Raw genomic sequence first — 20815 nt, forward strand, 5'->3', positions numbered from 1 at the left:
CGGAGGGACGATGTCGAAGCTTTCCTTGTCCAGCGTGAGCCCGAAGGAAGCGACCGCGAGCTACGTGAGGCGCGCCGCCGTGGTCGAGGTCGCGAACGAGCAGCGATGCGTCGTGCGCATCGAGCACGACGGCCGCGCCCTCGAGCTGAGCGCGGTGATGGCGATCTCCCCGCTGCCCCGGATCGAGGTGGGTCGTCACGTGCTGGTGACCGGAGAGGACCTCGAGCGCTGCTACGTCATCGGCGTGCTCGGCGACGAGGCGGCCCCTGCCTCGGAGCGGCGGCTCACCACGCGGTCCGGCGCCTCGGCGGCCGTGTCCACCGACGGCGAGCGCGAGCGCATCGAGGTGCGCGACCCGGCCGGGCGCCTGGTCTTCGAGTATCGCCCCGATCTCGGCCGCGGCCTGCTCTCCGTGCCCGCGGGCGATCTCGCGCTCGCCGCGCCGCAGGGGAACATCGATCTCGTCGCCGGGGGCGCGATCCGGTGCCGCGGCGCGGGCGGGGTGACGCTCGAGGCCGGCGACGGGGACGCGAGCGCGCGGCCGTCGCTCGCGCTGGGGCAGACCGAGGCGCGCCTCGGCGCCCGCGCGGTGAAGCTCGTCGGCGAGCGGGCCGAGGTGCTCTTCGCCGAGGCGAGCTATCGAGGCGTCCAGCTCTCGGCGGCGGTCGAGCAGGTCAAGGTGGTGGCGGACCGGATGGAGACGCTCGCGACCCACGTCTTCGAGCGGCTCAAGCGCTCCTTCCGCCGCGTCGAGGACCTCGACGAGCTCCTGGCCGGGCGCGTGCGCACGCGCGCCTCCGGGGCCTATTCGGTCAAGGGGGGGCACGCCTCGATCGAGGCCGAGGACGACGTGAAGATCGACGGCAAGCGCATCCACCTCGGGTGAGCGGAGGAGGGCTGATGTTTCCCATCGCGACGAGGCAGGGAGGGACCTGCGAGGCCTTCCCGGACACGTGCAAGACCCCGGCGCCGCCGGCCCCGCCCGTGCCGGTGCCCTACCCGAACACCGCGCAGCTCGTGCAGGCCAACCCGGGGACCTGCGCGAAGAAGGTGAAGGTGCTGAACCAGCCGGTGATCACCAAGCAGACGGTGATCCCGATGAGCGCCGGCGACGAGGCCGGGGCGGCGGGCGGCGTGGTCTCCGGCACGATCAAGGGCCCCGTGCAGTTCAAGCAGGGGTCGGCCAAGGTCAAGGTGGAGGGGCAGCCGGTCGTCTTCCAGACGTGCATGACCGCGCACAACGGCACGAACGCCAACATGCCCGCGGGCGTGCAGTCGTCTCCATCGCAGACCAAGGTGTCTGTCGCGATGTAGGCCGCGGCTCCGGAGGAGGGGCTGCCGAGCTGCACGCCCCGGGGGCCTACGGTGGTGCGTGGATGAGGAAGGTGTTCAGTCCGCGGCGAGGCGCTCGGGGGCGTAGTCGCGCGAGTCGTCGCCGGAGACCTCCTGGGCGATCGCGCGGAGCTGCTCGTAGCGCTCGCGCAGCAGCGACCACAGCCGATCGCGGATGTCGCGCGAGTCGACGCGCTCCGGCGCGCGGGTGTTGCTGAGCAGCCACTTCGCGGTGCCGTTGATCCGGGTCACCTCCTCCCGGGTGAGGGAGATCCGTCCTTGCACGTGGTTCCACCGGTCCAGGATGAGGTTGGTGATGGTGGCCGCCGCGCTCGCGGGATCGCCGGCGACGAGCGCGCGCCGGACGATGCCGTAGGTCTCCGGGACGATGCCGCGCGGGAAGCACGCCTCGGCCGCGGCGAGCGTCGGGCGCAGCGCCTCGTAGAGCTGGTCGAGCCGCTCCGTCACCTCGGCCGGCGGCGCGCTCTCGGGCTGCATCCGCGCCACCGCGTAGTCGAGCGCCATCGCGAGCTCCGGCAGGCTGCGGATCGCGTCGAAGCGAGACTTCGGCAGCCGGCGCCGGTGGCGCGCCGGATCGCGCGTCACGGACTGCACGGCGCGCCGGACGATCGCGAGCACCCCGCCCGCGTCCCCACGGAAGGCCTGCACGTTGGCCGCAGGGAGGTCGCTCGCCGGCATCGCGTACCGCTCGTAGCGCTCCCGATCCAGGCTCTCGTCGCCCCTTGAGCGCGGCTCGACGGACAGCGGCTCGACGCTGGCGGACGAGGCCGGCTCCGCCCGCTCCGAGCCCGGCTGCTCCGCGCCCGCCTGCTGCGGCTGGTTCGTCTCGGGGCGCTCGCCCTCCGCACGGGGGCGCTCCCCCGGAGGGGGCGCCCCGGCGGCCTGCAGTGTCTCTTCCGGACCGGTCTCGATCGGACCGGACGCCGTGCTCTGGGCGGTGCTCTCGGCCTCGAGCGGTGTGGACCGAAGCGCAGGATCCCGCAGCGCCTCGAGGTCGTCTCGCGCACGCGTCATCCGGGTCATCGTACGTAAGTCGGCACGACGGCACAAGATCCGCGGCCGCTCGCCGCGATCGTCCTCCGCCCCGCGCGCGGCGGCGCCGATCCTGCGCGGCGACGCCGACCACCCTGCGCGGCGGCGTCGACCACCCTGCGCGGCGGCGTCGACCACCCTGCGCGGCGGCGTCGACCCCGCGCGGCGGCGTCGACCCTGCGTCACGGCGTCGACCTCGCACGGAGGGCGTCGGCCTCGCACGCGGGGCGTCGCCCGCCCCGGGAGGCGGCCCTCATCGGCGGGCGCGGATCACGCGTCGAGCGCGTCCCAGAAGGTGCGCAGATCGTCCGAGAGCGGCGCCTCGATGCGCACGCGTTCGCCGGTCGCCGGGTGCGTGAGCTCCAGGAGCGCGGCGTGGAGAGCGTGGCGGTCGAGCTCGAGCGCGCGGCGGTCGTCGTCGGTGAGCTCGCCGTCGGCGCCGCGCGCGAACAGCCCCTCGTCCGGCCCGTAGAGCTTGTCGCCCACGAGCGGCAGGCCGCTCGACGCGAGGTGGACCCGGATCTGGTGCTGCCGGCCGGTCTCGAGCGTGCACTGGATCATGGAGTAGCGCCGGCCGGTGAGCGGATCGGCGCGGCGGCCCAGCACCTCGCACGCGGTGGCGGACGCGAGGCCGCGGCCCGGCGGCGCGACGCGCATCTTCACCTTGTAGCGGCTCTCGGTGTCGAGCTCGAGCGGCAGCTCGACCCGGAAATCGTCGCGCTCGGGCCAGCCCCAGGCGATCGCCACGTAGCGCTTGAGGACGCCGGTGCGCTCCTCGAACTGCGCCTTCACCGTCCGATCGGCCTCGGGCGTGCGGCAGAGGAGGAGCACGCCGCTCGTCTCGCGATCGAGCCGGTGCGCCAGGAACAGCCGCTCTCCGGGGCGCGCGGCCTCCATCATCTTGATGACGGTGCTCTTGTGGTAGCGCGCCGTGGGGTGCACGGGCAGGCTCGGCGGCTTGTTCACCGCGAGCAGCGCGTCGTCCTCGTGCAGCACCGGGATCGCCGTGTCGGGCGCCTGCTCGTCCCACGGCGCGCGCCAGAGGAGGATGCACTGCTCCGGCCGCACGCGATCGCTGCCGCGCAGGCGCCGCGCCTCGGGCGAGTAGGCGCCGCGGGCGACGATCTCGGCGGCGCGCGTGCGGCTCGTCCGCTTGAGCTGCGACTGCACGAACCGGTCGAGCCGCATGCCCGCCGACTCGGGCGGCACGCGGAGCACGGTGACGACCGACCCTTCCGGCACCTCCTCCGGCCGCACCACCTCGGTGCCGCGGCCGAAGGGGCCGCTCGTGCCGGCGAGCTCGCGCGCGCTGATCCTGGTCATGGGTCGAGTGCCCCTCGCCTTTAGCAAAAGCGCCGGCCGGGGGCGCGGAAAATCCCCGCCCGCCCGCGGCCCCGCGACGCGCCGCGCCCGCCCCGCGGAGCGCGCGCGACAGGCTCGCGCGCCGCGGCCTCCGTCGGCGGCCGATCGTCCGGCACGGCGCCGCCGTCGCAAAGGTGCCATCGGGGCACGGCCGCGAGAAATCCTCTACCGTTCGAGGAGCGACGGTGAGCGCCACGCAGACCTCGGACCCCGCGGGCGAGACGACGGGCGCGCCGGCGCTCCGCGAGCGCCTCCGCGCGCTCCACCTCCGCATGTGCGAAGGGCTGATCGAGCGGGACGAGCCGGCGCGGGTGCTCTTGCTCGCGGCGCTCGCCGGCGAGCACGTGCTCCTCCTCGGGCCGCCGGGGACCGCGAAGAGCGAGCTCGCGCGCCGGCTGCGCGGCTGCATCGCGGAGGGGATCTACTTCGAGCGCCTGCTGACGCGGTTCTCCGTGCCCGAGGAGCTCTTCGGACCGCTCTCGATCAAGGCCCTCGAGCAGGACGAGTACGTCCGCCTGACCGAAGGGTACCTGCCCGCCGCGTCGGTCGCCTTCCTCGACGAGATCTTCAACGCCAACAGCGCGATCCTCAACGCGCTCCTCACGCTGCTCAACGAGCGGGAGTTCGACAACGGCGCGCGGCGCGTCGCGACGCCGCTCGTGAGCGTGGTCGCGGCGACGAACCACGTCCCCGACGCCCCCGAGCTCGCGGCGCTCCACGACCGGTTCCTCTTTCGCTGCCACGTGACCCCCGTCTCCGCGGACGGCTTCCTCGGCCTCCTGGACGTCCCGCCGAGCCCGCGCCCCGCGGACGCCGGCGCGCCGCGGCTCACGCTGGCCGAGATGGACGAGATCCGCCGGCGCGCCGCGGGCGTCTCGCTCTCGCCGAGCGCGCGGTCGCTGCTCGCCTCGATGCGCGCGCTGCTCGCCGAGAAGGGGCTCTACGTCTCCGACCGGCGCTGGCGGAGGATCGCCAACGTCCTCCGCGTCGCCGCGCTCTGCGACGACCGGCGCGTGGTCACGCTGGCGGACGGCCCGCTCATGCTCCACGGCCTCTGGGACCGCCCGGAGCACATCGAGGTCGTCGAGGGGGCCCTCGCGGCGACCCTCGACGCCGCGCTCGTCGACGAGCCGCGGCGCCACGAGGCGATGGTCGAGGCCTTCGAGGCGGAGATCGACAGGGAGCTCCGCTGCGTCGAGCACGCGTGCGACGACGAGGGGCGGCCGCTCTACCTCGACGAGGCGGGCGAGCGCGTCACCGAGCCCTACCACCAGCGCCCGGTGACGAACGCGGACGGCGTGCTGCTCTTCGAGGCGCCCCCGGACATGGCCTCTCCCAGGCGCCGCTTCACCATGGGCGAGCTGTGGGAGGAGCACTTCCAGAACAAGGTCAACGGCTGGGAGCGGCTCGAGGCCTGGGTGAAGACCCCGCTGCACCAGGCCTTCGCCAGGGAGCTCCGGGCGCCGGCGACGGCGCCGGCGCGCTACCCGGCCGAGCACGTCGCCGCGCGTCGCCGGCAGCTCGAGGAGCTGCTCGGCGACGTCGACGGCTTCCTGAGCGGGATCTCCGCGGCCCACGGCGGCGCGGGCCCGTCGCTCTGGGTCTCCGAGGCGCGCCACGGCGCCGTCGCGCGCCGGCTCGAAGCGTCGGAGCGGTCGCTGTCGGCGCTGCGAGCGCGCCTGCGCTCCCTCCTCGATCGTCTGGCCGAGCTCCCGGTCAAGGGCGCATGACCACCGGGGAGGCGCTCGAGGTCCGCTACGCCTGGCTGGACGGCCTGCCGGAGCCGCTCTTCCGGCGGACCGTCACGCACACGCACGGGCGCATCGCGCCGCGGGGCGCGGCGATCCTCGCCCTGCGGGACGCGCTGCTGTCGGGGCGGGTGCCCCCGGCCGACGCCGTCGCGTGGCCCGAGGAGGACGACCTCCGCCGCGCGCTCTTCGACGCGCTCGCCGCGGCGAACGTGGGGCCCTATTGCGACGGGGATCCCCGGACCACCGACGAGGTGCTGGCCTTCGTCCTCGACGTCGTCGGCGACGCCGAGGAGCTCCACGATCGCGCCCTCATCGCCTTTCACTCCCTCGCGCGCGAGCGCGACGCCGAGCGGGCGCGCCGCGGGTCGGGCGCGTGCGGTCCGGGTGCCGGGGACGGCGGGGGCCGCGTGGCGGGCGTCCCGCTCGACGAGCGGCAATGGGAGGAGGCGCGGCGCGACGCCATGCGCCTGCTCTGCGAGCTCGTGGCGTCCCGCACCGAGGTCCGGTGGTCGGAGCTCGTGACGATCTGCGCCGAGCTCGAGCGCGCCTTCCGGCAGCTCGCCGAGGCGCTCGACCTCCCGCCCGGGAGCTGCCGCGGCATGCTGCGCGCGCTGCCGCGCGGGGATCTCCTCGAGATGCGGCGGCTCCTCGGGTACGCCCCGGCGCTCGAGGAGCTCGTGCGCACGCTCGGGCGCATGCGCGCGGCGGCGGATGCCTCGGCGGGGTCCTCGCTGGAGCAGGTGGGCGAGATCGTGGCGCGGCCGAGGGAGGTGTCGCGCGAGGTGCAAGGCGACCGGGGGCCGGAGATCCGGGGGATCGAGCGATCGAGCGAGGTGTCGCGCATGCTCGCGAGCGAGGCGGCGCTCCTCGCGCGCCCGGCGCTGCGGCGGCTCTGGCGCGCGCGGTGGGCGGAGCGGGCGCTGCTCACGTACCGGGCGCGGGGCGTGTTCACGCAGCGCATCCAGGAGGTGCAGGCGTTCGAGGACGGGCAGGCCCACGAGGAGCGCCGCGCGGAGCGAGGGCCCGTGCTCGTCGTGCTCGACACGTCCGGCTCGATGGAGCGCTTGGAGAACGTCGCGAAGGCCGTCGTCCTGCAGATCGCGGGCGCGTGCTTCGTGCAGCAGCGCGCCTGCTACCTCTACATCTTCAGCGGCCCGGGGGATCTGGCCGAGCACGAGCTGTCGTTCGACGGCGACGGCCTCGCCGGGCTGCTCGCGTTCCTGAGCCTGTCGTTCCACGGCGGCACCGACATCGACGAGGCCCTGCGGCGCGCCTGCGGGCGGATCGGGGCCGGCCCTTACCGGCAAGCGGACATCGCGGTGATCAGCGACGGCTGCTTCTGCCTGGGCGACCCCGTGCGGCGGGACATCCGGCGCGTCCGGTCGACGAGCGCGGCGCGGATCCACGGGATCCGCGTCGGCGCCGGCGAGGGCTTCGACGCGATCGGGTGCGACTCGCTGCACGAGGTGTCGATGTGGCTCGGGGGCCTCCTCGGGTCCTCGTCCTGAGCGGCGCGCCCGGGCGGCCGCTCAGAGGGGGTCGATGATCTCGCAGGGGAAGTTGAACGAGATGCCCTGCGTCGCGGCCTTGAGCTTCTCGCAGGCGTCGCCGACGAGGGCGAGCTGGGTGGGGCTCTCCATGGTCCAGCCGTTCTGCGCGTCGTAGGGCACGGGCACGCCGTCGATGAGCACCTGGCCCTCCGCCGCGTGATCGAGATCGACCGCGATGGAGCCCTGGAGGTCGAACGTGCAGCTCTTGGCGCCGGAGATGGCCGCGTTGAGCTCGTTCTCCAGGGCGTTCGCGTTGGTGGGATCCGGCGTGTAGTACATCGCGGTGCCGCCCACGTCGGCGTAGGTGCCGGCGCCGGTGAAGCAGGCCTGGTTCGTGTTCTGCGGTCGCCGGACGGGCTGGCCGGCGCCGGCGTTCGCGAGGTCCTGGAGGTGCTCGGCGAACGCGCCGTCGCCGAGGCCGAAGACGAACGTCCCGATGCCCTGCCTGTACGCCGACTGCACCGCGCCTACGACGTCGTCGCGCGCGCACACGGAGGGCCCGTCGTCGCAGCGATCGGGCTCGCCGTCGGTGACGAAGAGGATGTACTTGGGGCCGGGCTCGGCGAAGGCGAGGAGATCGGGGATGATCGTCTCGTTGAACGTCATGCCGGTCGGCGTCTCGAGCTTCCGGCCCGGTCGCATGGAGGCCGCCTCGTACGCGGCCGCGATGTCGGCGTGGCTGTTGAGGGCGATGACGTCGGTCCCGGCGAGCAGCGGGCACTGATCCGGGGCGATCCCGGTGAAGGTGAGGAACCCGAAGCGCACCTTCGCCTGCAGGCTCTCGACCACGTTGAGCACGGCCGTCTTCAGCGGCTCCCAGAAGCCGCTGTCGTACATGCTGCCGGAGCGATCGACGACGATCATGACGGTCGGCGTCTGCGGCTCGAAGGCGATGTCGAGCTGCTGGCAGCTGCCGCCGGCGCCGCCGTTCCCGCTGGTGGCGAGCAGGCCGCCGCCGCTGCCGACGAAGATCGGCTCCTCGCCGCCGCCGCTGGTCGCGCCGCCGCTGGTCGCGCCGCCGCCGCTGCCGCTGATGCCGCTGGAAGCGCCGGAGCCCTGGGATGAGGAATCGCCGTCGTTCGTGCCGCTACAGCTCAAGGCGATGCCGGCGGCGACGAGGGCGAGGGACCAAGAGAGCCTGGGAAAGATAAGCGTGCTGCTCACGAGACAAAGATACACAGGCCGGGGCGGCGTGTCTCCGCCGTGCACGGGCCCGGCGGTGGGCTCGGCGCGATCCGGCGGCGGATGCGCGCGGGCGGGAGGTCGCTCGACGCGGCGCATGCAGCGCCGCCCCTGCGGCGACATCCGGACGCCGGCCAGCGCGCAGCGCTGCCTTCATGGCTGCGTCCGGGCGCCGGCCGTCGCGCAGGAGCGCGTCCGCGGGGGCACCTGGAAGCAACGCAACATGCAGCAGGGTCTGCGCGGGTCGAGTTTAAAGTAAAAAATCATACAAAAGTGTCTGCGAAACTGCACATGGAAGTAAGCCATCATTCAGAAATGTGTACGTGAGGAACTCCTGGATGCAGTTCAGCTTACAAAATTGTGTACGGCGGCGCTCCGATGCGTGCCGGCGCAGGGGCGGGTGGATGCGGAGCGTGTCCGGCCGCAGCGGCGGGAGTGTGCGGAGCGTGTCCGGCCGCAGCGGCAGGTGGGTGCGGAGAGCCGAGTGTCCGATTCGTGCCGGGAATCTGGTGCCGTGAGCGACCCTGGTTAGCTTCGGCGACCATGGCGAAACCTACAAACCGACCTGACAAGGCCCCGCCGGCGCATGCCGCGGGAGAGGAACGGGCGCGGAGCTACCAGGCGCTCTACAAGCACTACCAGCCGATCGGCGCGGAGCTCCGCGCCGAGGAGGTGCAGGTCTGTCGCGCGGATCCGCGCCTCGTGCTCGTGAACGTGAAGCGGGGCGTCGCTGCGGTGCTCGGCACGAAGGAGCAGGCGCAGGCCGTGCGCGAGCACCTGCCGAAGATCCCGGTGACGCAGGCGCAGGAGCTGCCGGACATGGCCCGCGCGCTGCTGTTCGCCTCGCGCGAGGCGCTGCCGCGGGTCGCGAGCCCGAAGGAGATCGAGAAGGCGCTCGCGGAGATCAGCGGGCCGCGCGAGGAGCTGCTCACCCAGGCGGAGATCTTCGCCCGGCGGGGGCTCCTGGACCGGGAGCGGGTCGCGCAGATCCGGGCCGGCTCCGGCAAGTACGACACGGCCCGGGACGGGATGGAGCTCGCGGCGCTGTTCGCCGCGCACGCGGAGGCGCTGAAGGGGCTGCACCCGTTCACGCGGGAGGAGATCGCGAAGCTCGGGCGAACGAGCGAGTGGCTGCTCGAGAACCTGACCCCGACCGGAGCGCGGGCGGAGGCGAAGAAGCGGGAGAAGGCGCCGGCGGAGGACGCGCGAGACCGGCTGTGGACGCTGATCGTGCAGCGGTACGCGCATGTCCGGAAGATCGGGTACTACTTCCACGGCGACGATTTCGAGCAGCTCACGCCGCGGCTCCTGTCGCGGGCGCATGCGGCGAAGGCGGGCGCGGAGGCGGAGGAGGCGCTCGACGAGGAGGCGGAGGCGGGCGAGGGCGGCTCTGCCGATGCGGGGGGCGAGGGGGTGGCGTGACGCCCTGATGCTCGCTGCGGCTTCGTTCCTCATGGGTCGCGGGAGGTTCGGCTGAGCCTCCCGTGACCGAGTCGCCTGAGCATCTACTGCTCTGGCCCACGTCTTGGCCGCACCGACTTCTTCCGGTGCAAGCGCCAGCGGCCGGGACTACGATGGCCCGCCGCAAATCGAGGCGCGTTCATGCTCGGCCCGCACGCTCCACATTCTTTCGCGACCTTCCCGGAACCCCTCGCCGTCGCGGAAACCGTCGGGATTGACGCTGCGAAGGAGCGGCTGGCGTGACACGTGCCCCCTTTGAGGTCGGGCCGTTCCTCGGCCAGGACGAAGGGCAGCACTTCGACCGGAAGTCGCTCTTCGAAGGCCCGGAGGGGCAGAAGCGCCCTCGCGACCGGCGGAGCGCCCGCGACCAGGTGGCCGAGTACGTCGCCGCCTTCGCCAACGCGGAGGGAGGCGTCCTCGTCCTCGGCCTTGAGGACGATGGAACCGCGACCGGCCACCGCTACCCGGCGGACGCAGTGCGCGCGATCCTCGACACGCCGCGAGCGCGCCTGCGCCCGCCTCAGCCCGAAGGCTTCCTCGTCGACCACGCGGGGGTCGAGCTCCTGGTCTTTGACGTACCCATCTCCGACGTCCCGGTGCAGGTCGACGGCGATGGGTTCCCGCTGCGCATCGGCGACAAGACGGTGCAGGCCAGCGAGTCGCAGATCCAGAGCCTGAAGTTTCGCGGGCTCGTCGAGAGCTGGGAGTCTCGTCCGTCGCGCATGACGCTGGCCGATCTCGATCCCGCGCTGCTCGCGCGCGCGAGGACCGGCAGCGGCCTCGGGACCATCTCCGACGAGGAGTACCTCCTCAAGCGCAAGCTCGCCGATCGCCGGGGCCGCGACATCGCGCTGCGCCGCGGGGCAGAGCTGCTCTTCGCGATCGACGGGCCGGATCATCCGAACGCCGGCGTGCGGCTCTTCCGGGTGGTCGGTACCGAGCGGCGGCTCGGCGCCGAGCACAACGTCGAGGAGCGCCCCCGGATTGAAGGGAACCTCGGCCAGGTTCTGCCGGCGGTCTTCGCGGCGATCGATGGGCTCGTCCGGCGGCCCTCACGCCTCGTCGGAAACCGCTTCCGGGCGGTGCCGGAGTACCCGGAGTTCTCCTGGAAGGAAGCGATCCTCAACGCGGTCGCTCACCGGGACTACACCACGGAGGGGCGTACCACCGAGGTCTGGTTCTTCGACGACCGGCTCGAGGTGACCAACCCGGGCGGGCTCGTTCCCGATATCGCTCTCGAGGATCTCCTCAGTCTGCGGCGCGTCCACGTGAGCAGGAACCCGCGCACCGTGCGCGCGCTGGTCGACCTCGGCTTCATGCGCGACCAGGGCGAGGGGATCCCGCGCATCTTCGCGGAGATGGAGGGGCTGTTCCTGCCAGCGCCCGTGCTGGAGGCGTCGCCGCGAGAGTTCCGGATCACGCTCCGCAACACGCCGACGCTGACGGCGGAGGATCGGACCTTCGTCGCCTCGCTCGGCGACGCGGAGCTGACGGATCTCGACTTCCGTGCGCTGCTCGAAGCGCACAGGCATGGGCGGATCGACAACGCCCGCATGCGGCAGATCTCAGGACTGGACACGTTGGGGGCGAGCCAGCTGCTCCGGAAACTTCGCGATCGCGGTCTCCTGAGGCTGCATGCGGCAGGTGCGGCGAGCTTCTACGAGCTGCGCCCTCGCGAGCAGGGAACCGAAGCAGCTAGATCCGGCGACCGGGACGACACGGACGTTTCCTCGCGGTCTGCTGACGAGCAACGGTCACACGCTCAGGATGAGTGTGCTCGGGATCGACCGGGGCTGGAGGCGGATCGACCGGGGCTGGAGGCGGATCGACCGGAGCTGGAGGCGGATCGACCGGGGCTGGAGGCGGATCGACCGGGGCTGGAGGCGGATCGACCGGAGCTGGAGGCGGATCGACCGGAGCTGGAGGCGGATCGACCGGAGCTCGAGGCGGATCGACCGGACCTTCCGGACGACCTGAGCGCCATGCTCGAGGCGCTCGGGGAGCGACCGCGGCAGGGACCGCTCCGGGCAGCGATCGAGCGACTGTGTGCCTGGCGGGCGCTACGTCCAGCGGAGCTCGGAGCGCTGCTCGGAATGCGGCCAGACAATCTCACCAAGCGCCATTTATCAGCCATGGTGAACGAGGGGCGATTGCTGCGCACGCACCCCGAGAGCTTCAGCCATCCCGAGCAGGCGTACCGCGCCCGCCAGGGCATCCGGGCATCTCCCAGCGAGAGCGATGACGACGACGCTCAGTAAGCACCGGCGCGCGAACTCCCGCTGACGCGCAGCGGGCCAGCCGCCGCAGGGGCCGGAACGTCTCCCGGCCCCCGCCCCCGGTGTGCGGAAGCCGCCCCGTGCGCCCCCCGGTTCGTGCTACACACGGCGCCCGCATGGACATCCTCTTCGCTGCTTCCGAGATCGCGCCCATCGTCAAGGTCGGCGGGCTGGCTGACGTCGTGTCGTCGCTCTCGAAGGCGCTCCGGTTGCTCGGCCACAAGGTGACGATCGCGCTGCCCCGCTACCAGGCCCTCGATTCGAGCGGGCTGATGATGGCGCGCCGCCTCACCCCGATGCCGCTCGAGGTCGACCCGAAGGTGTCGCCGGGCGGGCCGATCCAGGTGACGCTCTTCGACGGGCGGCTCAGCACGGGCGTGGAGCTCATCGTCCTCGACCTGCCTGGCTTCCACGATCGGCCCGGCATCTACGGCGAGGATGGGCGCGACTACGAGGACAACGCGCGCCGGTTCTCCCTGTTCTCCCGCGCCGTCGTCGAGCTCGTCCGCCAGCGCGCCAGGTCCGGCTCGCCGTTCGACATCGTCCACGCCCACGACTGGCCCACCGCCATGGTGCCGTACCTGCTCCGCCATCAGCACTCCGTGCCCGGCCGGACCGTGCTCACCCTCCACAACGTGGCCCACCAGGGCCTCTTCCCCAAGGACGTGCTCGGGGCCCTCGGCCTCGACGAGGACCACTTCCGGCCGGATCGGCTCGAGTTCTACGGCCAGGTCAACTTCCTGAAGGGCGGCATCCTCGCCGCAGACGCGCTCACCACCGTCTCCACCACCTACGCGAACGAGATCCTCACGCCCAAGCAAGGCGAGCGGCTCGACGGCGTGCTCCGCACCCGGACGAACCAGCTGACCGGCATCGTCAACGGCATCGACTACGCCGTCTGGAACCCGATGACCGACCCGGCCATCATCGCGCGCTACGACGCCGAGGACGTGAGCAACAAGGGCCGCTGCAAGAGCGCGCTCCTCCAGGAGATCGGGCTCGAGATCCGGCCGGATCGGCCGCTGCTCGTGTCGGTCGGCAGGGTGGTCGCGCAGAAGGGCAGCGACCTGCTCGCGAGCGCCCTGCCGAAGATCCTGAAGGGCGACGTCAGCGTCGTCGTGGCCGGCGAGGGCGACCCCGAGCTCATGGAGAAGCTCGCCGCCGCCGCGGCCAAGGCGCCCGAGCGCGCGAAGTTCCTCGGCGGCGTGAGCGAGGCCGTCGTGCACCGGCTCATGGCCGCGGCCGACCTCGCGGTCGTGCCGTCGCGCTTCGAGCCGTGCGGCCTCGTGCAGCTGTACGCGCAGCGCTACGGCGCCGCGCCGGTGGCGTGCCGGACCGGAGGCCTCGTCGACACGATCGTCGACCTCGACGCGTCCCTGGAGACCGGCACGGGGTTCCTGTTCGACAAGCCGACCGCCACGTCGCTCGTCGGCGGCGTGCAGCGGGCCCTCGCGGCCCTGACGTCGCCCCGCTGGCCCGCGGTCCAGCGCCGCATCATGCGCCTCGAGCTCGGCTGGGACCGGCCCGCGCGCCGCTACGTCCAGGTCTACCGGCAGACGCTCGCCAGCTGATCCTCCCGCGCCGGAGCGGGCGCACGCGCCGGAGCGCCTGCGCCGGAGCGCCCGCGGCGGGGCGCCCGCGCCGGAGGGCGCGCGGGGAGCGGAGCGCGCGGCGCCGGAGGGCGCAGGAAGAGGCGGCCCGAGCGCGTTGCAGCGCCCCCCGCGCGACAACATGACGCATTGTCGCCGGGCATCCGCGTCGCCTATAGCAGCGGCCGTGCTGCCCAGAGCCGTCGCCGGCGCCGCGATCCTCCTCTCGCTCGCGTTGTCTCCGGGCACCGCGCGCGCGTCGGCCTGCTGCGGGACCGGCCACGGGATCGCCCAGTGGCTCGCGCCCTCGGAGCGCGCCGCGGCGAGCTTCTCGCTCCGGTTCACGGAGCAGCTCGGGAGCTGGTCGCCGGCGCGGGACTTCACCACGAACGGCGAGGGCGTCTACCACCGCGAGCTGCGGGCCGACGTCGGGTGGACGGTGCGCGCCGGCGAGCGCCTCCAGCTCGGCATCTCCGTCCCGCTGCTGCGCACGTGGGCCGGGGCCGGCCCCGGCGACACGGCCGCGGGCGGCGGCTTCGGGGACATCAGCGCCTCGGGCCGGGTCGCGCTCGTCGACGGCGTCATGTCCCCGTGGCTCCCGTCCGCCGCGTTCACGCTCGGCGTGACGCTCCCGACCGGGCACGGCCAGAACGACGCGCTCGAGCCCGTCGGCGTCAGCGCGACCGGCGTGGGCACGGGCCGCGCCGGCGCGATCGGCCTCGGCGCGGCCAGCGCGGACACGACCGGCCTCGGCGTGGCTGAGTTCCGGCCGGGGATCCTCCTCGAGAAGTCCTGGGGCTCGTTTCAGGCGCTGTTCTCCTTCTCGACCAGCGTCCGCACGAGCTACTACGCCGCGAGGGACCGCGAGGTGCAAGCCGCGCCGCGCATGCAGTTCCTCGCCGCGGCGGGGCCCGTGTGGGCCTCCGGCACCTCGCTCAGCGTGGGCGGCGTCTACGAGCGCGAGGGGTACGCGCGCCAGGCCGGCCGCCCGGGTAAGGGCGGCGCGCACGAGCGGACCGCGCTGCTCGCCGTGCTGGCCCACGACGTCAGCGCGCGCTGGACCGCCGTCGGCAACCTCCAGGTGGACGTGCCGATCGCGGGGATCGGCCGCAGCGAGGGCGCCTCCGCCGCCCTGTCCGCAGGCCTCCGTTACGTGTGGGGGAGACATGATTGAACCGCGCGATCGGCCATCGACGAGATCACCCAAGGAGCGCCGCGGGGCGCGGCCCCGCCGCGCGGCGGTCGCGGCGCTCGCGGCGGTCGCGGCGCTCGCCCTCGTCGCGCTCCAGGGGTGCGGCGGCGAGGGGTGGGAGCCGGATCCCGGGAAACGGCAGGGCTCCGGCGTGAACGGGCGCATCGAGTTCTCGGTGGAGTCGACCGCGCCGCTCGCGGTCGGCGCCAACACCTTCCACGTGCGGCTCACCTGGCTCGACTCGAGGAGCCCGGTGCAGCGGATCAAGCTCCGCGTCTACTCGACGATGCTGGGCATGCGGCACGAGTCCGTGCACGACGCCGTCGAGATCGAGCCGGGCCTGTACGAGGTGGCCAACGTCCCGTTCTCGATGACCGGCACCTACGACATGCAGTTCCGCGCCCTGGCCTCGTCCCTCGTCGACGAGGCGGAATTCTCGTTCGAGGTGTACTAAGTTTCCGCCCCGTGCACACCCCTGCAGAGGAGACGCCTCGCCCGCGAAGGGGACCGAGCGCGCCGTGGCGCGGCCGGCTCGCGCTGTCGGCCGCGGCGCTGCTCGCGGCCCTGGGGCTCGCCGCGCCGGCCTCGGCGAACGGCCGCTTCCCGGCCGCGGGCCTCATCGCGAGCCACCCGAGCGATCCGTCGCGCCTCGTGGTGCGCGCGACCTACGGCCTGCTCTCCACGCGCGACGGCGGCGAGGAGTGGCGCTGGATCTGCGAGCCGGTCGTCGGCTTCGGCGGGAACGAGGACCCGATGATCGCCTTCCTCGCCGACGGGACGATCATCGCCGGCATCTTCGACGGGCTCAGCGCGTCGAAGAACGGCGGGTGCGACTGGTCGTTCGCCCCGGGCGAGCTCTCGGACAGCTACGTCATCGACCTCTCCGCCGATCGCGAGGACCCCTCGCGGGCCGTGCTCGTCATCAGCTCGGGGCTCGGGGCAGGGCGGTTTCTGACCCAGCTCTGGGAGACGAGCGACAACGCGGACAGCTGGACCAAGCTGGCCGTCGATCTGCCCGAGGACTTCCTCGCGCAGACCGTCGACGCAGCCCCCTCGAACCGCGACCGCGTCTACGTGAGCGGCCGATTCGGCGCGCCGGACTACACCGGGGCGCTGCAGCGGACCGACGACCGCGGCGCGACCTGGGAGCGCTTCGACATCCCGGGGAGCGACGACAAGCGCCTGCCGTACATCGGCGCGATCGATCCCGCCGACCCCGACACGATCTACGTGCGCCTCGACGGCGATCCCAGCGACGCGCTGCTCGTCTCGCGCGACGGCGGGCAGAGCTTCGCGGCGGTGTTCGAGAGCCAGGGCGACCTCCTCGGCTTCGCGCTGTCGCCGGACGGGGCGACCGTGCTCGTGAGCGGTCCGCAGGACGGGATCTGGCGCGCGGCCGCGAGTTCGCTCGAGTTCACGAAGATGTCGGACGTCGGCGCGCGGTGCCTGACCTGGACCGACGCGGCGCTCTTCGCCTGCGGCGACGAGTTCGTCGACGGCTTCACGGTCGGCCGCTCGCTCGACGAGGGAAAGAGCTTCGAGGCCCTCCTGCACCGCGACGGGCTCTGCGGCCCGATCGAGTGCGCGCCGGAGAGCGGCGCGGCCTCGACCTGCACGGACCTCTGGGGCGCGACCGAGCTCACCATCGGCTCCCGTCAATGCGGCGATGCCGGCAGCGGCAACGGCGCCGCCGCCGGCAGCGGGGGATCCTCCGCGGGGCCCGCGGAGGAGGCGGGCGGGTGCGGGTGCAAGATCGGCGCGCCGGGCGCGGCGATCGCCGACGCCGCCGCGCCGCCCGGCGGCAGGCGCGCGATCGGGCTCGCGCTCTCGGCCGCCGGCGCGCTCGCGCTGGCGCGCCGCCGGGCGCGCTCGAGCGCGCGCAAGGCCGCGCCGGGCGCGCCCTGAAGCGCGGCGCGCCAGCGGGCGAGCGAAACCGTGCGCGCGCGAACAGCCGCGGATGGCTTCATCAACCGCTTATGGAAGGGCGGCGAGCGCCGATCCGAGCGCCGGCCCGAGCGCCGGTCGAAGCGACCGGGCGGAGCGCTCGCTCCCGGCGTCGCGCCGTCCGTGCGAGAGCGGGGCGGGCGGCGTTGAAGGAGGCGTCCGGTTCGTTTCTGGATCTACGCCTTCGCGGGCTGGCGTAGACTGAGGGGGCCTAGGCTCCGGCCAGCGCGTGAATGGCTCCCAGAGACCTTCCCAAGTCGCCGCTCGCCGCCTTCCTCCGCAACCACGGCGCAGGGATCCTGGAGGCGTGGGAGCGCGCCGAGCGACGCCGCGCGCCGGGCGAGCAGTCCCCGGGCTACCTGGCGCTGCGCGAGGAGCTGCCCACCGTCTTCGAGCGCATCGCCGAGCGCCTCGACGCGGCCGTGTCGTCGGCGGTCGTGCCGCAGAGCGACGACGGGCGCGACTCGTGGACCGGCGTCGAGTCGCTGTCGACCGATTTCCCCGAGCCGCTGCTCGGCTTCCGCGTGCTCGACCGGCTCCGCGACGGGTTCGATCTGGAGGACGTGACGGCCCAGTACTCGGTGCTGCGCCGCTGCGTGCTCCGGCTCCTCGAGCGGACCGGCACGCAGCCGTCGTGGCTCGAGATGACCGTCCTGCACGAGGCGCTCGATCAGGTGATCATCGATCCGGCCACGCGGAGCGCCGCGGGCCGCGAGCGCGCGCTCGGGGCGCTCGATCGCGTCTCGGCCGAGGGCATGGGCAGCGTGCACATCGACCGGCTGCTGCGGCGGCTGCTCGAGGTGCTGCTCGAGTCGGCGCGCTCGGTCGACTGGGCGGTGATGCTGCTGCTCGAGGGCGAGGTGCTGCGGATCCGCGCGGCCATGGGCGTCGACGAGGCGCTCTGGGGCCTGCGCGCTTACCGGCTGGCCGAGGGGTTCGTCGGCCGCGTGGTGCGCGAGCGCCGCCCGGTGGCGCTGCGCTCGGCGGCGCCGGATCCGCTGGCCACCGACGCCGGGGGCGGCGCGGCCGGGCCCGAGTCGGGCGCGCAGAGCGAGCGCCCGAGCGACGCGCTGCACGCGCTCTACGGCGTGCCGATGCTGTCGGAGGGCCGCCTCGTCGGCGTCGCGGTCGTGAGCTCGCGCCGCGTGTCCGAGTTCTCCGAGGGGGACCGGCTGCTCTTCAGGAAGGCGGCCGAGCGCGCGGCCGCGCTCGCGACCCAGGCGCAGCTGCGCGAGCAGCTCGCCGCGGAGCGCAGCCGGTTCGAGACGGCGATCCAGCGGCTGCCGGTCGGCGTGGCCGTCGCCGAGGGGACGGCGGGCACGATCGCGCTGAGCAACCGGCGCTTCGCGGAGATCGTCCGCGGCCCCGAGGAGACCCCGAGCAACGCCCCGCTGCGGACGCTGCTCAGCGAGGCGGACGACGACCAGCGCGCGCGCTGGCTGCTCTTCCGGGCGCTGCACGGCGGCGAGACGGTCGCCCGCGAGGAGCTCGAGTTCGTCCGCGGCGACGGGGAGCGCCGCCTCGGGAGCTTCAGCGCGACGCCGGTGCGCGACGCCGACGGGCGGATCACCGCGGCCGTGGTGGTCGTCGACGACGTGACCGAGCCCCGGAAGGCCGAGCGCGGCCGCGAGCTCCTGGTCGCGGCGAGCGCGGCGCTGGCGGAGTCGGCCGACCACGACGCGGCGGTCGAGCATCTGGTGCGGCTCGGCGGCGAGCGCTTCGCGGACCTGTGCGCGCTCGACCACGACGACGGCGGCCTCCCGCGGCTCGTCGCGTCGGCGCGGCTGCCCGAGGCGCGGGCGCTCGTGCCGCGGCTGCTCAAGCACCCGCCGCTGCTGTTCAGCGAGGCCGGCCCGATGGCCGAGGCGGCGGCCCGCCGCGAGGCGACGCTGATCCCGCTGGTCACCGATCCGTGGCTGCAGCGGATCGCCCGCGGGCCGGAGCACCTCGCGGCGCTGCGGGAGCTCGGCGCCCGCTCGGCGATCCTCGTGCCGCTCGCGGCGCGCGGCCGCAGGCTCGGCCTGCTGAGCCTGTGGGCGGTGGAGCGCGATCTCCGGCAGGACGACGCGAGCGTCGCGACGGAGCTGGGGCGCCTCGCGTCGATGGCGATCGAGAGCGCGCGGCTGCACCGCGAGGCGGCGCGAGGGCGGTGAGAGACGGGCTGAGCGGCGGAGCGGCGGGCGGAGGGGTGGAAGGGCGTCAGGGGGGCCCTGCGCGGCGTCGTGGCCGGGCCGGGGGGAGCGCGGGGAACGCCGCAGGGAGGCGTTGGCCGTGCGCCGGAGGGCGCGCGGCGGCTTGCGTCGCGGGGCGGGATGAGGCGAAGCTCCCGCCCTCGCACACCACCGTATGACCACGACCCAACAAGAACGTCCTCTCGCAGTGCTCGTCGGGGTGCAGCTCCCCGGCGTCGACGATGTCGAGCACGCCGCAGATCTGGCCGAGCTGGGCCGCCTCGTTCACACGCTCGGCTTCGACGTGATCGCGACCGTGTCGCAGCGGCGCAGCGCGCTCGCGGCGGCCGCGGTGCTCGGGGAGGGCAAGCTCAAGGAGCTCGCGGAGCTCACGGGCGGCAGCGGCGTCGTGCCATCGGGCGCGCCGGAGCGGAAGAACAAGGCGCGCGCGCGCCGCGCCGCGGAGAGCGGCGAGGGCGACGACGACGACGGCGAGCTCGGCGGGGACGAGGTCGACGACGCGGATGAAGACGGCGGCGGCGCGGGGCCGGACGCGGGCGGCGCCGGGCGGGAGGCGCGCAGGGCGACGGTCGTGGCGGTCGATCACGACATCTCGCCGAGCCAGGCGCGCAACCTGGAGCGCGCGACGGGCGCGCAGGTGCTCGATCGGGCGGGCGTGATCATCGAGATCTTCCACCGCCACGCGCGGAGCCGCGAGGCGAAGCTCGAGGTGGAGATCGCGCGGCTCAACTACGTGGCGCCGCGGCTCCGCGAGACGGGCGGCGGCGGGGACCGGCAGCGCGGCGGCATCGGCGGCAAGGGCGCCGGCGAGAGCGCGCTCGAGCTCGATCGGCGCAAGATCCGCGACCGCATCGCGGAGCTGAAGCAGGAGCTCACCGGGGTCCAGCGCGAGCAGTCGACGCGCCGCGCGCTCCGGCAGGGGCAGCGCCGCGTGGCGCTCGTCGGCTACACGAACGCCGGCAAGTCCTCGCTGATGCGGGCGCTGACGGGCAGCGAGGTGCTCGTGGCGGACAAGCTCTTCGCGACGCTCGACACGACGGTGCGCGCGCTCCACCCGGAGGTGCGCCCGCGGATCCTCGTCTCGGACACGGTCGGCTTCATCAAGAAGCTGCCGCACGATCTCGTGGCGAGCTTCCGGTCGACGCTGGACGAGGCGCTCGAGGCGTCGCTCCTGCTCTACGTGGCCGACGCGTCGGACCCGACGTTCCGCGATCAGCTCGGGGTGACGCGCAGCGTGCTCTCGGAGATCGGCGCGAGCGAGGTGCCGAGCCGGCTCCTGCTCAACAAGGTGGACCGGCTCTCCGAGGAGGAACGGGAGGCGCTGCGCCTCGAGTTCCCCGAGGCGACGCTGCTCTCGGCGAAGATCCCGGCCGACGTGGCGGCGCTGCGCGAGGCGCTCATCGCCTTCTTCGAGCAGTCGATGGTGGAGGCGGAGCTCCTCCTGCCGTACGCGAAGCAGAGCCTCATCGGGGAGATCTACGAGAACGCGCGCGTGCTCTCGGAGGAGTACGACGACGCCGGCGGCCGGCTCGCGGTGCGGGCGCACCCGGCGGCGCTCGACCGGCTGCGCAGCCTGCTCGCGCGCTGAGCGCTGCGCGCGGCGAGGTGCGGCGGCCGCGCGCGCCGGTCAGCGCTGCGCGCGGCGAGGTGCGGCCGCGGCGCGCGGCGTCAGCGCGGCGAGGTGCGGCGAGGTGCGGCCGCGGCGCGCGCCGCTTGAGCGCGGCGAGGTGCGGCCGCGGCGCGCGCTGCTTCGGCGCGGCGCCGGCGGCGACGGCGCAGGAACAGGCCGATCGCGAACGCCACGAGGTGGAGCCCAGCGATCACCGCGACGAGGATCCACCGCTGCACGCGCCGAGCGTAGCACCGGAAGGCCGGAGCGCGGGCGCGCCGGCCTTCCGGTGCTATCGTCGGCGGCCTCCGCCGCCGTCTGC

At 73.9% G+C, this 20815-nt stretch carries 15 protein-coding genes; 12 read left to right on the forward strand and 3 right to left on the reverse strand.

Going from position 1 to position 20815, the window contains the following annotated elements; genetic code table 11:
- The first annotated feature begins 10 nt into the window (after positions 1-10).
- Positions 11-886, forward strand: coding sequence for a DUF3540 domain-containing protein (locus WMF20_RS18470; RefSeq protein ID WP_437615376.1), 876 nt, complete (start codon positions 11-13; stop codon positions 884-886).
- A gap of 14 nt (positions 887-900) precedes the next feature.
- Positions 901-1314: a PAAR-like domain-containing protein gene (locus WMF20_RS18475; protein ID WP_437615378.1), complete on the forward strand. Its 414-nt coding sequence runs from the start codon at positions 901-903 to the stop codon at positions 1312-1314.
- Between the two features lie 75 nt (positions 1315-1389).
- Here the strand turns inward: WMF20_RS18475 and WMF20_RS18480 are convergent, their stop codons facing one another.
- On the reverse strand, positions 1390-2367 hold the full coding sequence (locus WMF20_RS18480) for a hypothetical protein (RefSeq protein WP_437615380.1): 978 nt from the start codon (positions 2365-2367) through the stop codon (positions 1390-1392).
- A gap of 288 nt (positions 2368-2655) precedes the next feature.
- Positions 2656-3708, reverse strand: coding sequence for an RluA family pseudouridine synthase (locus WMF20_RS18485; RefSeq protein ID WP_437615382.1), 1053 nt, complete (start codon positions 3706-3708; stop codon positions 2656-2658).
- Positions 3709-3932: 224 nt separating this feature from the next.
- On the opposite strand from WMF20_RS18485, the gene WMF20_RS18490 reads away from it, so the two are divergent.
- Together WMF20_RS18490 and WMF20_RS18495 are read left to right on the forward strand one after the other, a co-directional pair.
- Positions 3933-5477, forward strand: coding sequence for an AAA family ATPase (locus WMF20_RS18490; protein WP_437615384.1), 1545 nt, complete (start codon positions 3933-3935; stop codon positions 5475-5477).
- Positions 5474-7006: a hypothetical protein gene (locus WMF20_RS18495; protein WP_437615386.1), complete on the forward strand. Its 1533-nt coding sequence runs from the start codon at positions 5474-5476 to the stop codon at positions 7004-7006. The genes WMF20_RS18490 and WMF20_RS18495 overlap by 4 nt, the downstream gene beginning before the upstream one ends.
- Before the next feature lie 21 nt (positions 7007-7027).
- Here the strand turns inward: WMF20_RS18495 and WMF20_RS18500 are convergent, their stop codons facing one another.
- Positions 7028-8212, reverse strand: coding sequence for a vWA domain-containing protein (locus WMF20_RS18500; protein WP_437615388.1), 1185 nt, complete (start codon positions 8210-8212; stop codon positions 7028-7030).
- Positions 8213-8773: 561 nt separating this feature from the next.
- On the opposite strand from WMF20_RS18500, the gene WMF20_RS18505 reads away from it, so the two are divergent.
- From WMF20_RS18505 to hflX, 8 genes are all read left to right on the forward strand, one after another.
- Positions 8774-9652 (forward strand): hypothetical protein, encoded by an 879-nt coding sequence (locus tag WMF20_RS18505; RefSeq protein ID WP_437615390.1) that lies wholly within the window; start codon positions 8774-8776, stop codon positions 9650-9652.
- 278 nt (positions 9653-9930) lie between these two features.
- On the forward strand, positions 9931-11949 hold the full coding sequence (locus WMF20_RS18510) for an ATP-binding protein (protein ID WP_437615392.1): 2019 nt from the start codon (positions 9931-9933) through the stop codon (positions 11947-11949).
- Positions 11950-12083: 134 nt separating this feature from the next.
- Positions 12084-13538, forward strand: coding sequence for a glycogen synthase GlgA (gene glgA, locus WMF20_RS18515; RefSeq protein WP_129575595.1), 1455 nt, complete (start codon positions 12084-12086; stop codon positions 13536-13538).
- 205 nt (positions 13539-13743) lie between these two features.
- A complete protein-coding gene (locus WMF20_RS18520) occupies positions 13744-14730 on the forward strand; it encodes a hypothetical protein (RefSeq protein ID WP_129575596.1) in 987 nt (328 codons plus the stop codon).
- Entirely contained in the window at positions 14723-15202 is a 480-nt protein-coding gene (locus tag WMF20_RS18525; protein ID WP_437615394.1) for a FixH family protein, read from the forward strand. The genes WMF20_RS18520 and WMF20_RS18525 overlap by 8 nt, the downstream gene beginning before the upstream one ends.
- Before the next feature lie 11 nt (positions 15203-15213).
- Complete coding sequence (locus WMF20_RS18530; RefSeq protein WP_437615396.1) at positions 15214-16653, forward strand: WD40/YVTN/BNR-like repeat-containing protein; 1440 nt, start codon at positions 15214-15216, stop codon at positions 16651-16653.
- A 272-nt stretch (positions 16654-16925) separates the two neighbouring features.
- Entirely contained in the window at positions 16926-18845 is a 1920-nt protein-coding gene (locus WMF20_RS18535) for a GAF domain-containing protein (protein WP_437615398.1), read from the forward strand.
- Positions 18846-19038: 193 nt separating this feature from the next.
- Positions 19039-20472 (forward strand): GTPase HflX, encoded by a 1434-nt coding sequence (gene hflX / locus WMF20_RS18540; RefSeq protein WP_437615400.1) that lies wholly within the window; start codon positions 19039-19041, stop codon positions 20470-20472.
- Positions 20473-20815: the final 343 nt, after the last annotated feature.

The organism is Sorangium sp. So ce834, from assembly GCF_051521425.1.
Classification (GTDB): domain Bacteria; phylum Myxococcota_A; class Polyangia; order Polyangiales; family Polyangiaceae; genus Sorangium; species Sorangium cellulosum_D.

Bases quoted from the DNA above. Each gene is read 5' to 3' on its own strand.
- WMF20_RS18495 (WP_437615386.1), top strand. From the start codon at position 5,474: ATGACCACCGGGGAGGCGCTCGAGGTCCGCTACGCCTGGCTGGACGGC.
- WMF20_RS18470 (WP_437615376.1), top strand. From the start codon at position 11: ATGTCGAAGCTTTCCTTGTCCAGCGTGAGCCCGAAGGAAGCGACCGCG.
- WMF20_RS18505 (WP_437615390.1), top strand. From the start codon at position 8,774: ATGGCGAAACCTACAAACCGACCTGACAAGGCCCCGCCGGCGCATGCC.
- WMF20_RS18480 (WP_437615380.1), bottom strand. From the start codon at position 2,367: ATGACGCGTGCGCGAGACGACCTCGAGGCGCTGCGGGATCCTGCGCTT.
- WMF20_RS18485 (WP_437615382.1), bottom strand. From the start codon at position 3,708: ATGACCAGGATCAGCGCGCGCGAGCTCGCCGGCACGAGCGGCCCCTTC.
- hflX (WP_437615400.1), top strand. From the start codon at position 19,039: ATGACCACGACCCAACAAGAACGTCCTCTCGCAGTGCTCGTCGGGGTG.
- WMF20_RS18525 (WP_437615394.1), top strand. From the start codon at position 14,723: ATGATTGAACCGCGCGATCGGCCATCGACGAGATCACCCAAGGAGCGC.
- WMF20_RS18475 (WP_437615378.1), top strand. From the start codon at position 901: ATGTTTCCCATCGCGACGAGGCAGGGAGGGACCTGCGAGGCCTTCCCG.
- WMF20_RS18535 (WP_437615398.1), top strand. From the start codon at position 16,926: ATGGCTCCCAGAGACCTTCCCAAGTCGCCGCTCGCCGCCTTCCTCCGC.
- glgA (WP_129575595.1), top strand. From the start codon at position 12,084: ATGGACATCCTCTTCGCTGCTTCCGAGATCGCGCCCATCGTCAAGGTC.